At 74.5% G+C, this 13,824-nt stretch carries 11 protein-coding genes; 6 read left to right on the forward strand and 5 right to left on the reverse strand.

Annotated elements, in window-relative coordinates; all coding sequences use genetic code 11:
- Nucleotides 1–407: 407 nt before the first annotated feature.
- From D459_RS0121220 to D459_RS32330, 3 genes are all read right to left on the reverse strand, one after another.
- Nucleotides 408–1,640, reverse strand: a complete 1,233-nt coding sequence (locus D459_RS0121220; protein ID WP_017595018.1) for an LCP family protein — start codon at nt 1,638–1,640, stop codon at nt 408–410.
- A gap of 223 nt (nt 1,641–1,863) precedes the next feature.
- Nucleotides 1,864–2,277, reverse strand: a complete 414-nt coding sequence (locus D459_RS0121225; RefSeq protein ID WP_017595019.1) for a hypothetical protein — start codon at nt 2,275–2,277, stop codon at nt 1,864–1,866.
- Nucleotides 2,278–2,354: 77 nt separating this feature from the next.
- Nucleotides 2,355–3,467, reverse strand: coding sequence for a GHMP family kinase ATP-binding protein (locus D459_RS32330; protein ID WP_017595020.1), 1,113 nt, complete (start codon nt 3,465–3,467; stop codon nt 2,355–2,357).
- 289 nt (nt 3,468–3,756) lie between these two features.
- Here D459_RS32330 and D459_RS0121235 point away from each other — a divergent pair, with 289 nt between their 5' ends.
- The 5 genes from D459_RS0121235 to D459_RS0121255 all read left to right on the forward strand — a co-directional run bounded on the left by D459_RS0121235 (nt 3,757) and on the right by D459_RS0121255 (nt 9,499).
- Nucleotides 3,757–4,953: a YihY/virulence factor BrkB family protein gene (locus tag D459_RS0121235; RefSeq protein ID WP_241485090.1), complete on the forward strand. Its 1,197-nt coding sequence runs from the start codon at nt 3,757–3,759 to the stop codon at nt 4,951–4,953.
- A gap of 346 nt (nt 4,954–5,299) precedes the next feature.
- Nucleotides 5,300–6,523: a glutamate--cysteine ligase gene (locus D459_RS0121240; RefSeq protein WP_017595021.1), complete on the forward strand. Its 1,224-nt coding sequence runs from the start codon at nt 5,300–5,302 to the stop codon at nt 6,521–6,523.
- Nucleotides 6,510–7,751: an amidohydrolase gene (locus D459_RS0121245; protein WP_026120619.1), complete on the forward strand. Its 1,242-nt coding sequence runs from the start codon at nt 6,510–6,512 to the stop codon at nt 7,749–7,751. Before D459_RS0121240 ends, D459_RS0121245 begins: the two co-directional genes overlap by 14 nt.
- Nucleotides 7,752–7,787: 36 nt before the next feature.
- Nucleotides 7,788–8,897: an adenosine deaminase gene (locus tag D459_RS0121250; RefSeq protein ID WP_026120620.1), complete on the forward strand. Its 1,110-nt coding sequence runs from the start codon at nt 7,788–7,790 to the stop codon at nt 8,895–8,897.
- A gap of 17 nt (nt 8,898–8,914) precedes the next feature.
- Nucleotides 8,915–9,499, forward strand: a complete 585-nt coding sequence (locus D459_RS0121255; protein WP_017595024.1) for a PH domain-containing protein — start codon at nt 8,915–8,917, stop codon at nt 9,497–9,499.
- Between the two features lie 432 nt (nt 9,500–9,931).
- On the opposite strand, the gene D459_RS0121260 is transcribed toward D459_RS0121255, so the two are convergent.
- The gene (locus tag D459_RS0121260) at nt 9,932–10,735 is read right to left on the reverse strand and encodes a purine-nucleoside phosphorylase (RefSeq protein ID WP_017595025.1); all 804 of its coding nucleotides are present in this window, start codon (nt 10,733–10,735) and stop codon (nt 9,932–9,934) included.
- A 248-nt stretch (nt 10,736–10,983) separates the two neighbouring features.
- Between D459_RS0121260 and D459_RS0121265 the strand changes: the two genes are divergently transcribed.
- Nucleotides 10,984–12,360: an NAD(P)H-quinone dehydrogenase gene (locus D459_RS0121265; protein WP_017595026.1), complete on the forward strand. Its 1,377-nt coding sequence runs from the start codon at nt 10,984–10,986 to the stop codon at nt 12,358–12,360.
- 95 nt (nt 12,361–12,455) lie between these two features.
- On the opposite strand, the gene D459_RS0121270 is transcribed toward D459_RS0121265, so the two are convergent.
- The gene (locus D459_RS0121270; protein WP_193790285.1) at nt 12,456–13,730 is read right to left on the reverse strand and encodes a chemotaxis protein CheA; all 1,275 of its coding nucleotides are present in this window, start codon (nt 13,728–13,730) and stop codon (nt 12,456–12,458) included.
- Nucleotides 13,731–13,824: the final 94 nt, after the last annotated feature.

Consider the following 13,824-nt stretch of genomic DNA (forward strand, 5'->3'; position numbering starts at 1 on the left):
TACCCCCGCAGCGTCAAGATCATCGGGGAGGGGCGGGCGGGTTCCGCGGTTTCCGCCCGCGGGGGCCGCGCGGGTGCAATGATGTTCCACGTGGGGACGGAGCGTGACCGCACCGGAGTTCCCGCTCGTGGTGGGGTGAACGCCACACGCCGAACGTTCGCGTAGTTTGCGAACATTGCCTAGAGTTGTACCTGTCTGGAGGGGGCGTTGAGCCCCGCTCCACTAGCCTCGACAGTGTCGAGGTCGAGACCGGAACCGGTCTCCCGAAGACGACGTGCCGGCCGTGCGCCCGCTGGGGGGTAGGCGCGCGCGGTGCGGAACGTCACAGAGAGGGGCCCGACGCTCGATGAGCGTCGGGCCCCTCGTTCTTTCCCCCGCCCCGGCCGCGGCCCGGCGGGCGGCGCGGCTCAGTCCCGGAGCACGTCCTCGGGGATCTGCTCGCCGTTCTGCATGGCGGAGAACATCCGGCCGGAGGCCTCCTCGTCCCACAGCACCACCGAGCCGACCGCCAGCGTCGGGGTGGAGCCGACCGGGATCGACGAGGTGGTGGGCTTGTCCCGCATGGCCAGCGCCATCTGCGCCAGGTCCATCAGGTGGTCGTCCTGGTCCACGTCGAAGGTCTCGGTGCCCTCGGAGACCAGCGGGACCGACCGGAACGGGTTGATCAGCGTGGAGGTGTCGGTGGCCTTGCCGATCAGCGCGCTGAAGAACTCCCGCTGGCGCTGGATCCGGTCCAGGTCGGCGCGGGCCGAGGCGCGGGTGCGCACGTAGCCCAGCGCGGTGGAGCCGTCCATCTCCTGGCAGCCGGCCTCGATGTCCAGCCCGGCCTTGGGGTCCTCCATCGGCTCCTCGGGGCACATCTCCACCCCGCCGACCGCGTCCACGATGTCCACGAAGCCGGCGAAGCCGATCTCCACGTAGTGGTCGATGCGCACCCCGGAGGCCTGCTCGAACGTCTGCACCAGGGTGGACGGGCCGCCGCCGAGGTCCTCGGCGAAGGCCGCGTTGATCTTGTTCTCGCCGATGCCGGGGATGGGCACGTAGGAGTCGCGGGGCACGCTGAGGATGGTCGGCTTCCCGTCCTCGGGCACGTAGAGGACCATGATCGTGTCGGTGCGCTTGCCCTCGGCGCGGCCGGTGCGCAGGTCCTGCATGTCGTCGTCGCTGAGGCCCTCGCGGCTGTCCGAGCCGACGATCAGGAAGGTGGTGCCGGGCTGGTCCTCGGGGCGGCCCTCGTAGTCGGGCAGCGCCTCGACCCGGTCCAGCCGGCCGTCGGCCCAGATGTACATGCCCACCGGGAACACGACCACCACGAGCAGCACGACGACCAGGGCCGCCACGGCGCCGTTCCGCCAGATCCGGCGGCGGCGCTCCTGCTCCCGGCGCCGCCGTCCCGAGCCGTCGTACACCCGGCCCGGGCCGTGCCCGCCGGAGCGGCCGCCGCGGCCGCCCGCGGCGGTGGAGCGCTCCGCGCTCCGCTCACCGCTCCCGTTCTTCCGCCGGCCCTCCCCGCCGCCACCGGAGCCGGAGGGGGTGCGCCTGGTCGGCGGCCGGTACAGCTTCTCGATCTCGTCGTACCCGCCGTCGTCACCGCGCCGGAAGACTCCGGTGCGCTCGGCGTCGTTCGGCCCGTGCGCCATTGTTCTGCTCGTCCATCCCGTTCGCAGGATCGGCCGGATGCCTCTGTACACCCGATCCGACTCGGCTCATGGTATTCGGGTTCGATTCCTCCGCCCTTGGGACCTTTTCGATCCGCCACCGGGCCGCGCCGCCACCCGGAACCGGGCACCCGGAAAGGCGTCGCGGCGGCGGAGGCGAAGGGGGCGGGAGGCGGCCCGGAAAGGCCCGCCGGCCCCGGCCGGCTCATCCGCAGTTGGTCCCGGCCTTCCCGGCGGCCTGGTCCCCGATGATTCCGCTCCAGGTCACGCAGGAGCCCTGGGCCTTCAGATAGACCGGGCCCGCGTAAGAGGTGAATTCGCCGCTGTCCAGGACCGCGGAGTCCGGGTCCGAGGCGAGCGCCAGCTGCACGTCCATCGGGACGGCGGCGCCCTTCGAGGCGCGGACGCTCACCGCGCAGTTCTTCCCGGTGGAGCCGTTGTAGGCGAGGTGGACCGTGCCCGCGCCGCCCGGCAGGTCGGCCGAGTTGACCACCTTGTAGCCGGCGCCGCAGACGCCGTTGTACCCGGCTGCGGAGGCGGGCGCGGCGGAGCCCAGGGCGGTGAGGAACACCGCGGCGGCGGTGGCCGCGGCCGCGCGGGACCGGTGCGGAAGGGGCATCTGAGGGGACTCCAGGGGGTCGGCGACAGGGCGGGGCCTCCGGAGCGGGGGGCTCGGAGGCCCGGGCGCGGGCGGTCTCAGCGCAGCCGGCGGGCCCCGTCCGACGGAGGGGCGGTCTGCGCCCAGGTCCCGGGGAGGGCGGCGCGGACCCGCTCGGTGCGGTCCTCGGCGACCAGCGCGACCACGGCGCCGCCGATCCGGTCGCCCGCGGTACGGGCGCCCCGCGCGCCCGAGCCTACGGCCCTTTGCACCGAAAGGTCCACCTCTGCGGTGGTCGCCGCGAACGGCCCCTGCATGGACAGGTGCGAGGCGGTCAGCACCGCGCCGAGCTCCGCGGGGACGCCGGCCCGCAGCAGCCCGGCCCCGGCGTGCACCCGGTTGGCCTCGGTCGCCACGTGCCGCACCCGGCCGCGCAGCGCGGGGTCGCGCAGCTCGCGCAGCGCGCCGGGGAGGTCCTCGATCGTGCGCAGGTCCTCGACGCCCAGCCGGGCGGCGGCCCGGCCGCATTCGGCCAGCCGGCGCCGGGCGGTGCGCCGGGCCTGCCGGGGCCCGGGCCCGCCCGCGCCGATCACCAGCGGGACCAGCCCGGACGCGGCGGTGTCGAAGGGCAGCGTGCGGCCGCGGCCGCTGTTCAGGTCGATGGAGAGGACCGCGCCGGGGGCGCAGCGCAGCACGGCGCCGCGCTCGGCCGAGGCGGGGGCGGCGCGGGCCAGCGCCTTCCGGTCGGCGCCGGAGCCGGCGGTCTCGGCCAGGGCGAGCAGCACCGCGCACTCCAGGGCGGGGCCGGCACCGAGCCCGCCGCCGGCGGGCAGGGTGGAGCCGACCAGCACCCGCACCCCGTCGGTGGGCTCGGCCAGGCCGGCGGCGACGGCGGCGCGCAGCGCGGCCGCGGCCCGCCGGGCCAGGCGGCGGGAGCGGCGCCCGTCGGCGGTGCGCGCCTCGACCGACCCGTCGCGGGTGCGGGAGACGGCGGCCGCCACCCCCCACGGCAGCGCGGAGAGGAGCACCGGGCCGGCGGGGCAGCCGAACAGGTCCCCCAGCAGCCCGGCCCGCCCGGGGGCCCACCAGATGCCCTCCGGCCCGCGCCCGTGGATCCGGGTGAACACCGCGGCGATCTCCGCCGCGTACGCCTCCGGCTCCGTCCCCGAGGGCGGAGAGGTCGGCTTCGATCGGGCTCTGAGCTGCGGCACGGCCCGATTCTAGATCGTTGATGGGGGTTTCTCCTCGCCGCAGTGCCTCTGCCATGCCCCGAGCCGCCCCCGGCCCCACCCCCGCCCGGTCCGGTCGCGCCCGCCTCGACGTCATCGCGGGGCTCAACAGGGTGGGTGCGGGGCCGGGGGGGCTGGGCTGGGGAGAGCGGCCGTCCCTCGACGGGGCGGAGCAGGGGGCCGGCGCCTCCCCTGGGGGCGACACGCCCGGGAGTGTCGGGGTTCCTCCCGGGAGGGGGCGTCGCTACGCTCGCTCCAGGGAACCGGGGAGGTGGGGGAGGTCGGCGCGGAGACGGGCGGGCTGCGGGACCGGGTGCGGCACCACCGGCAGCGGGCCATGGAGACCTACTGGGCGCTGCGCCGGGGCAGGCCCGGGTTCGACCACCTGGTGCGGGCCTACGAGCGCTACGCCGACCGGCGGGGGAACCAGCTCGCCGCGTCGGTCACCTACTTCGCCTTCCTCTCCTTCTTCCCGCTGATCGCGCTGGCCTTCGCGGTGGTCGGCTACGCGGTCGAGGTGGACCCGAACGCGCGCTCCTATCTGGAGACCGCGATCGACGAGCAGCTCCCCGGGCTCTCCGAGCAGCTGCCGATCGAGCAGATCGCCCGGGCCCGCACCGGCGCCGGGGCGATCGGCCTGATCGGGCTGGCCTACACCGGGCTGGGCGCGGTCGGGGCGCTGCGCGAGGCGCTGCACACCATCTGGCTGAAGAGCGTCTCCGACGGCCCGAATTTCCTGGTGGCCAAGGCGGTCGACCTGGCGGTCACGGTGGTGCTGGGCGGGGCGCTGCTCGCCTCGGTGGCGCTGACCGGCGTCGCCCAGGCCGCCACCGGCTGGCTGCTGGGCTGGGTGGGGCTGGACGGCTCGTTCACCGCCGCGGCGGCCACCCGGCTGCTCGGGCTCGCCATCGCGATCGGCGCCGACCTGCTCATCTTCCTGGTGCTGTTCTCCCGGCTGTCCGGCACCCGCCGCCCCTGGCGGCTGCTGTGGCGGGGGGCGCTGCTCGCCGCGGTCGGCTTCGAGGTGCTCAAGGCGGCCGGCGCGCTGCTCATCGGCGGCACCCTGGCCAACCCCCTCTACGCCTCTTTCGCGGTGCTGGTCGGGCTGCTGGTCTGGCTCAACATCGTGCTGCGGATGGTGATGTTCGCGGCGGCCTGGACCGCGACCTGGCTTCCGGTGCCGCCGCCCTACCAGGGGGCGGTCCCGGTGGACCTGCCGGTCGGGCGGGCGCCGGCCGGGTCCGGGCTGGCGGTGGTGGGCGGTGCGGAGCGCGCCCCGCAGGGGAGGGCCGGGGCGGCGCGGCCGGAGGCGGCGCGCCCGGCGGCGCGGACGGCCTCCGGGGCGGACCGGAACGCGCCGCGCCGGCGCCGGGCGGAGCGGCTCCGGCGTGTCGCGCCGGCGGCCGCGGCGGCGCTGCTCGGCGCCGCCTGCGCGGCCTGGTGGCTGCGCTCCCGGCGCGGGAAATGACGGTATTCCGCAGATCACGTATCGGTCACTTCGCCACCGAACAGGGCCGAATCGTATAGCGTGAGGAAAGCGGCACCGGCAGAAGATCCGTGCCGCCCGGCGGCCCGCGGTGAACGGATCGGGAACCGAGCGGGCCGCGATCGCCGTAATCCGCCGCGGGGCCGGGGTGAATCTGTAATCCTCGAAGCGCGGCGGGCCGCCTTTTCACGGCGTTCGGTCTTCCTCCGCGGTCCTGTGTCCTGAGGAGTTGAAAGCGATGAGGAGCACTGGCGGTATGCCGGTCCCTCTCGCTTATGGTGCCTCTAACGGCGTGCGCGCCGGCCGGACAACCGTGCGGAGGACGATCGTGGGAATCGAATTCAACGCCTCTGACCGCACCACCCTCGGCGTCGAGTGGGAACTCCAGCTCGTCGACGTGGAAACCCGCCACCTGCGGCAGGAGGCGGAGCAGGTGCTCGCCGAACTGCCCGACCTGAGCGAGGCGCCGTCGGCCCCGCCGCTCCGCCACGAGCTCATGCAGTGCACCGTCGAGGTCGTCACCGGCGTCTGCGAGACGGTCCAGGAGGCCCGGGAGGACCTCGCCGGGAGCGTGCGCCGGCTGCAGGGCGCGCTGGAGCCGCGCGGCGCCGCCGCCATCTGCTCCGGGACCCACCCGCTGGACGACTGGCGGGACCAGGCGATGTCGCCGGTGCAGCGCTACGGCGAGCTGGTGGACCAGATGCAGTGGCTGGCCCGGAGGATCCTCACCTTCGGCGTCCACGTGCACGTGGGCGTGCGCTCCGCGGAGAAGGCGGTGCCGATCGTCAACGCGCTCGCCGGGCACCTGCCGCACTTCCTCGCGCTGACCGCCTCCAGCCCGTTCTGGAACGGCCACGACACCGGCCTGGCCTCCAGCAGGTCGATCGTCTTCGGGGCGCTGCCCACCTCCGGCCCGCCGCCGGTGCTCCCGGACTGGGCGGCCTTCGAGGACTACATGGCGACGCTGCTGCGCGCCGGCACCATCGCCGGCATCAAGGAGGTCTGGTGGGACGTGCGCCCCCACCCCGACCTGGGCACCGTGGAGATCCGGATGTTCGACGGGATCCCCACGCTGCGCGAGGTGGGGATGGCCGCGGCGCTCACCCAGAGCCTGGTCACCCACTTCGACAACCTGCTGGACCGGGGCTACCGGCTGCCGTGCCGCCCCTCCTGGGTGGTCAACGACAACAAGTGGCGGGCCACCCGCTACGGCCTCGACGCCCGGATCATCACCGATGAGCGCGGGTCCACCGTCCCGCTCCGGGACGACCTCTACGAGCTCGTGCGCGAGCTCGAACCGGTGGCCGCCCGACTGGGCTGCGCCGACGATCTGGACGTGGTCTCCGAGGTGCTGGACAAGGGCGCCTCCTACGAGCGCCAGCGCGCCGTCGTGCGCGACGGCGGCACGCTCGACGACGTCGTGGACACCCTGATCGCGGAGTTCCGCGAGGGGATCGGCGGACCGGCCGCCGGAACAGACCGGGTCGGCGGCGGGACCGCCGCCGCACCGCCAACGCCGACGAACAGGGGGACAACGCATGCAGGGACGTGATCTGCGGGATCAGCTGACCGCGTTTCTCGCGCGCAATGAACGCGGTCTCATCGATTTCCGCCGGGACCTGCACATGCACCCCGAGCTGGCGTTCGCCGAGACGCGGACCACCCAGCGGGTGGAGGAGCGGCTGCGCGCCGCCGGGCTGGCACCGCGGAGGCTGCCCGACGGCACCGGCCTCATCTGCGACGTGGGCTCCGGCGAGGGGCCCACCGTCGCGCTGCGCGGCGACATCGACGCGCTGCCGCTCACCGACGAGAAGGACGTGCCCTACCGGTCCACCGTCCCCGGTGCGGCGCACGCCTGCGGGCACGACGTGCACACCACGGCGCTGCTGGGCGCGGGCCTGTTCCTCGCCCAGCAGGCCCGGGCCGGCGCGCTGCCGGGCCGGGTGCGGCTGCTCTTCCAGCCCGCCGAGGAGCTGCCCGGCGGCGCCCGCGCGGTGATCGACGCCGGCGGCCTGGACGGGGTGGACCGGATCTTCGCCCTGCACTGCGACCCGCGGCTGCTCTGCGGCCAGGTGGGGCTGCGCACCGGGGCGATCACCGCGGCCTGCGACCGGATCGCGGTCCGGCTGTCCGGGCCGGGCGGGCACACCGCGCGCCCGCACCTCACCGCCGACCTGGTGTACGCGCTGGCCAAGGTGGTCACCGAGCTGCCCGCGGCGCTCTCCCGGCGGGTGGACCCCCGGGCCGGCTTCAGCCTGGTGTGGGGGCGGGTGAGCGCCGGGTCGGCGCCCAACGCCGTCCCGGACGACGGGGTCGCCGAGGGCACCGTGCGCTGCCTGGACGACGACGCCTGGCACGCCGCCCCGGACATCCTCAAGGAGCTGCTGGACAGCGTGGTGGCGCCGTACCGGGCGACGGTGGAGATGGACTACCGGCGCGGCGTGCCGCCCACCGTCAACGAGGCGGTCAGCGTCCGGATGCTGCGCGACGCCGCCGGGCAGGCGCTGGGCCCGGAGGCGGTGGAGTCCACCCCGCAGAGCCTGGGCGGCGAGGACTTCGCCTGGTACCTGGAGCACGTCCCCGGCGCGCTGGCCCGGCTGGGCACCCACCCGGTCGACTCCACCTCGCCCATGCTCGACCTGCACCGCGGCACCTTCGACGTGGACGAGCGGGCGATCGGCGTCGGCGTGCACCTGATGGCGGCCGCGGCGCTCACCGCGCTGTGGGAGTGCGAGCGGCCGGGCGGCCGGGACGAGGTGGCCGACGCCGCGCTGATGTAGCCGCGCGCGGGCCGCCCCGCTGGCATGCTGGGCGGCATGAGCCACGAGCCGACCCTGGACCGCATCCGCAGGGCCCCCAAGGTCCTGCTCCATGACCACCTGGACGGCGGGCTGCGCCCGCGCACCGTCGTGGAACTCGCCGAGCAGGCGGGGTACGGCGCGCTGCCGGAGACCGAGCCGGAGGCGCTCGCCGACTGGTTCGCCTCCGCCGCCGGCTCCGGTTCGCTCGAGCGCTACCTGGACACGTTCACGCACACCGTCGGGGTGATGCAGAGCCGGGAGGCGCTGCTCCGGGTGGCCGCCGAGTGCGCCGAGGACCTGGCCGAGGACGGGGTGGTCTACGCGGAGGTGCGGTTCGCCCCGGAGCAGCACCTGGAGGGCGGCCTCGGCCTGGACCAGGTGGTGCAGGCGGTGCTGGACGGCTTCGAGGAGGGCGTCCGGCGGGCGCGCGGGCGCGGCCGGGACATCCGGGTGGGCTGCCTGCTCACCGCGATGCGGCACGCCGCCCGCTCCCGGGAGATCGCCGAGCTGGCGGTCCGCTACCGCACCTCGGGGGTGGCCGGCTTCGACATCGCCGGCGCGGAGGCGGGCCACCCGCCCACCCGGCACCTGGACGCCTTCGAGTTCCTGCGCCGGGAGAACGCGCACTTCACCATCCACGCCGGCGAGGCGTTCGGGCTGCCGTCCATCTGGGAGGCGCTGCAGTGGTGCGGGGCCGACCGGCTCGGCCACGGGGTGCGCATCGCCGACGACATCGAGCCGGACCCGGACGGCGGGTACCGGCTCGGCCGGCTCGCCTCCTACGTCCGGGACAAGCGGGTCCCGCTGGAGATGTGCCCCAGCTCCAACGTGCAGACCGGGGCGGCGCCGTCGATCGAGGAGCACCCGATCGGCCTGCTCCGCCGGCTGCGGTTCCGGGTCACCGTCAACACCGACAACCGGCTGCAGAGCCGGACCGGGCTGTCCGAGGAGTTCGCCCGACTGGTGTCGGCGTTCGGGTATGACTGGGATGATCTGCAGTGGTTCACCGTCAATGCGATGAAATCGGCCTTCCTGCCGTTCGATGAGCGGCTGGCGCTGATCAACGGCCGGATCAAACCCGGGTTCGCCGAACTCAAGTGGGCGGCCGGCGGGGCGGTGAGGTAGGGACGAGACGGAGTGCCATGAAACCCTTCACCGCGCCGGTGCCGCGCCTGCTCTCCTGGGCCTGGATCGTCCTGGCCGGACTGCTCCTGGTCGACCTCGCGGTGCGCGGCCGGGACTCCTCCTCGCTGGTCGCCGCGGCGGTCCTGCTGATCACCGTCGGCGGCGTCTACGTGCTCTGGCTGCGCCCCCGGGTGGCGCCCTCGGAGGAGGGGGTGCGCGTGGTCAACCCGCTCCGCGAGACCTTCGTCCCCTGGTCCGCGTTCACCTGGTCGGACGTGACCGACGTGCTCCGGGTGCACGCGGGGGACACGGTGGTGCGCTCCTGGGCGCTGCGCGAGACCAAGCGGGCCAAGGTCCGGGAGAACCTGCGCCGGGCCGGCGGGCTGGCCGACGGCGACCCGATCGGCGACGGCGACCCGCGCACCATGCGCCCGGTGGAGCTGCACGCGCTCCGCCTGCGCGAGCTGGCCGAGCGGCAGAAGGCCCGCCCGTCGGCGGGGGCCGGGGAGGCGGCCCCGGTGGGGCCGGTCTGGTCGCCGGACGCGGTGGGCGCGCTGGCCGGCCCGGTGGCGCTGCTCCTGGTGATCCTGGTGCTCTTCTGAACGGAGGGCCTGGAAAGGGTTGACTGCGCGCCGCAGTACTGATTAGGTAAGGCATGCCTAAGGGGGACGGCGGGTCCGGTGCTCGCGCGGATCACCGGACCCGCCCTCCTCCGCGGGCAGTGCGGATCCAACTGAATAGCGGATGCGCGCGGCCGGCCCGGATCGCCACCCGTGCCGGGTCGGGGACACCTGGGATCGGTCCCCGAGCCCTCGGGCCGCGTGCTCGCGCGGAGGCCTTCTCCGCCGCCCCGGGACGGCCGGTACGGTCATCCCTCGGCCTCGGGATGCTGCTCGCCACGCAGTGCCGGGCCTCCGGGCCGGCCGGGCCTCCACCGCGCCCCTCCGGGAGGAGGGACGCCGCTCTCTCGCGCGGAGGGGAGCGGCGGCCCTCCTCCCGGAGGCTTTTCTGCCTCTTATACGTTGCGCTGGGGGTCAGGAGCGCATCAGCAGCTCGTGCAGCAGGGGCGCGGTCCGGTCCGCGGAGTGCCGCGCGGCCTCGGCCGCCCGGCCCGGGTCGAACGGCTCCACCACCGAGGCGACCGCGTCGTTGCTCACCGCCGCCAGCGCCAGCACCTCGGCGCCCATCTCCACCGCGGCGATGGTCTCCAGCGCCAGCGAGTGGCCCACCAGGTCGGCGCCGGAGGCGCGGATCATGGCCAGCTCCGCCGGGGTGGCCAGCTGCGGCCCGGCGATCTCGGCGTAGACCCCCTCGGCCAGCGACGGGTCCACCTCCCGGGCCAGGCCGCGCAGCCGCGCCGAGTAGGCCCGGGTGAGGTCGACGAAGTCCGGCCCGACCAGGGGCGAGGAGCCGGTCAGGTTGACGTGGTCGCGGACCAGGATGGGCTGGCCCACCGCGAAGTCGGTGCGCAGCGACCCGGCCGAGCCGGTGAGCACGACGGTGCGCGCGCCGGCCGCGATCGCGGTGCGCACCGCGTGCACGGCGAGCAGCGGGTCGCGGGTCTCGAACAGGTGCACCCGCCCGCCGAACAGGGCGACCCGCTTGGACCCCACCCACACGCTGCGCACCAGGGAGGAGTGCTCCGGGGCGCTCGGCGCGGTGAAGCCCGGCAGCTCGCCGGCGTCGACCTCGGTGTCGGCCGTGCCCAGCCGGTCGGCCAGGACGCCCCAGCCGGACCCGAGCACGACCGCGGCGTCGAAGGAGTCCGCGCCGGTGCGCGCGGTCAGCTCCTCGGCGGCCGCCGAAGCCCGCTCCTTGGCGGCGGCGGTGGTGGCCATGGGGCGATCGTGCGTGGATTCGCTCACATCTCGGGAGGTTACCCGTGGGTGGCCGTTCGGTCGCCCAGCGCAACGCCGGGGTGTGTATTCCGGATGCCGGAGCCGCCTCCGGGCGCCCTTCCGGCGGCCGGGCACCGGAGGAACCGGAGCGGTCGGTGTGAAACCCCACCTCAGCATGGCCGACAATGGGAGGGCGACACAGGATGGCCAAGATCCGTGCGGCGCCTCGGTAAGGGAGTGGAAGAGACGTGACGAAGGTCGTGATCATCGGAGGCGGTCCCGGGGGGTACGAGGCGGCACTGGTCGCCGCGCAGCTCGGCGCGGAGGTCACCGTCGTGGAGCGGGACGGCGTCGGCGGTGCCTGCGTGCTGACCGACTGCGTGCCCTCGAAGACGATGATCGCGACGTCGGTCCGGGCGAACTACGTGCGCGACGCCGGCCGGCTCGGGCTGACGGTCAACTCCGAGGACGACTGCAGCGTCGGCGTGGACATGAAGGCCGTCAACGAGCGGGTCAAGCGGCTGGCCCGGGCGCAGTCCGAGGACACCGCCGCCCGCCTGGTCAAGGAGGGCGTGGAGATCGTCCAGGGCGAGGCCCGCCTGGTCGACCCGCGGATCGTCGCCGTCGGCGACCGGAGGATCCACGCCGACGTGGTGCTGGTCGCCACCGGCGCCCACCCGCGCGAGCTGCCCTCGGCCCGCCCGGACGGGGAGCGCATCCTGACCTGGCGCGAGCTGTACGACCTGGACGAGCGCCCGGAGGAGCTGATCGTGGTCGGCTCCGGCGTCACCGGCGCCGAGTTCGCCAACGCCTACCAGGGGCTGGGCTCGCAGGTCACCCTGGTCTCCTCGCGCGACCGGGTGATGCCCACCCAGGACGCCGACGCCGCCGAGGTGCTGGAGGACGTGTTCCGCCGCCGCGGCATGCGGGTGCTCGGCAACACCCGCGCCGAGTCGGTGGTCAACACCGGCGACGGGGTGCGGGTCACCCTCTCCGACGGGCGCACGGTGGACGGCACGCACTGCCTGATGACCGTCGGGATGATCCCCAACACCGACAACCTCGGCCTGGAGGAGATCGGGGTCCGGCTGGACAAGGGCGGCTTCGTCCAGGTCGACCGGGTCTCCCGCACCTCCACTCCGGGCGTGTACGCCGCGGGCGACTGCACCGGGGTGAACATGCTGGCCTCGGTCGCCGCGATGCAGGGCCGGATCGCGATGTGGCACGCGCTGGGCGAGGCGGTCGCCCCGCTGAAGCTGTCCACCGTCGCCGCGACCGTGTTCACCAACCCCGAGCTGGCCTCGGTCGGCGCCACCGAGGAGGACGTGCGCAGCGGCAAGGTGGACGCGCGCATCGTCAACCTCCCGCTGGACACCAACCCGCGGGCCAAGATGAACAACAGCAAGGACGGCTTCGTCAAGCTGATCTGCCGGCAGCACACCGGGATCGTGCTGGGCGGCGTCATCGTCGGCCCGCGCGCCAGCGAGCTCATCCTGGGCGTCTCCATCGCGGTGCAGCAGCGGCTCACCGTCGACGAGATCGCGCACACCTTCGCGGTCTACCCGTCGCTGTCCGGCAGCGTCACCGAGGCGGCCCGGTCGCTGATGCAGGCCTCCCCGGAGTAGCCCCCCCGCAGACGGGAGAAGGGCCCCGGCCGGGTCTCGGCCGGGGCCCTTTCCGCTGCGCTCGGGAGGCACCGCCCGGGAGGCGGCGCGGCGGGTCAGAAGTCGAAGCCGCCGAAGTCCATGTCGCCGCCGAAGTCGCCGAAGTCGTCGCCTCCGCCGACGTCGCCCATGTCCCCGCCCATGTCGCCGGCGCCCATCATGCCCGCGCCCATCATCGACCCCATCATGGAGCCCATCATCATGCCGGAGAACATGCCCATCATCATGCTCATCCCGAAGTAGCCGCCGGCGTAGGGCGCGTAGGCCGGGCCCGCGTCGTAGTACGGGCGGCGCTCGCCGTCCACCTCGACCAGGCGGACGTCGGGGTCGCGGCCGGACAGCACGGCGCGGGTGCAGTCCTGGCAGGCCGGCACGGCGCGCGGGGCGCCGCTCGGCGGGGCCCACTGCACGTCCTGCGTGGACGGGCCGTGCTGCGGGTTGAAGAAGCAGGGCTTGCGCCGGTCGGGGAGCGGGTCCCCGCTGAGCCGGGCGCGGGTGGCCGTCATGTAGTAGCGGCCGTCCTCCAGCGCGGTGGTGACCTGCTGGATGTCCTGCGGCTCCCGGATGCCGTCCAAGGTGGCCTTGGCCCGGTCGTAGGAGTCCATGGCGTGGCTGTAGTCGGTGCGGGTGGCGTCGTCGACGGCGTGCAGGTCGATCTCCAGCCGGGCGATGTCCTCGCCGAGCCGGACCACGTCCTCCTGGGCCATCTGCTTGATCTCGGCGAGCTGCTTGGCCTTCTCGGCCTCGCGCTTCTTGCGCGCGTTGACCAGGTAGAAGCCGCCGCCCACCACGACCAGGCCGAGGATGGCGAGCAGGGCGATGCCGAACACGCCGGAGGCGGCGTCGGCGCTCTCCTGGTCGGCCACGGCCTCGGGGACCGCGGCCAGCGCGTCGGCCTCGGTGGTCGGGTTCGCCGCCGCGACGTTCTGCTCGATCTGGGCGAGCTCGGAGTCCTCCAGGTTGGGCGAGTCGACGAAGAAGTTGTTGGCGTCGGAGCCCATGAACCCGGCGTAGACGCCGTCGCCCACGTCGTCCATCACGCCGTCCATGTAGGCGTCCAGCTCCATCTTGGAGCCGAAGCTCTCCTGGGGCAGCATGATCAGGTAGACCGGGCTGTCCGACTCGGTCTCCTGGGCGGCCTCGCCGAGCCGGTCCCGGACGGCGCCGGGGACCGCCTCCTCGGTGATCCCGTCGTGCACGTAGATGTGGTCGCTCTTCAGGTCGCCAACGGCGTCCTGCGGGGCGGGGGCGGTGTCGGCGGCCGCCGGGGCGGCCGCGAAAGCGGTGAGGCCCGCGGTCAGCAGGGCCGGTACTACCAATCGGCGCAACATGTCGTTCCTCTCGCCTCCCTCACTCGATAAGGACGAACGGCGGCCGCCCCGGGTTCCCGAACGGCCGCGGGCGGCCCGCCGGAACCGGCGGGCC

The sequence above is a fragment of the Nocardiopsis potens DSM 45234 genome (assembly GCF_000341105.1).
GTDB lineage: Bacteria > Actinomycetota > Actinomycetes > Streptosporangiales > Streptosporangiaceae > Nocardiopsis_A > Nocardiopsis_A potens.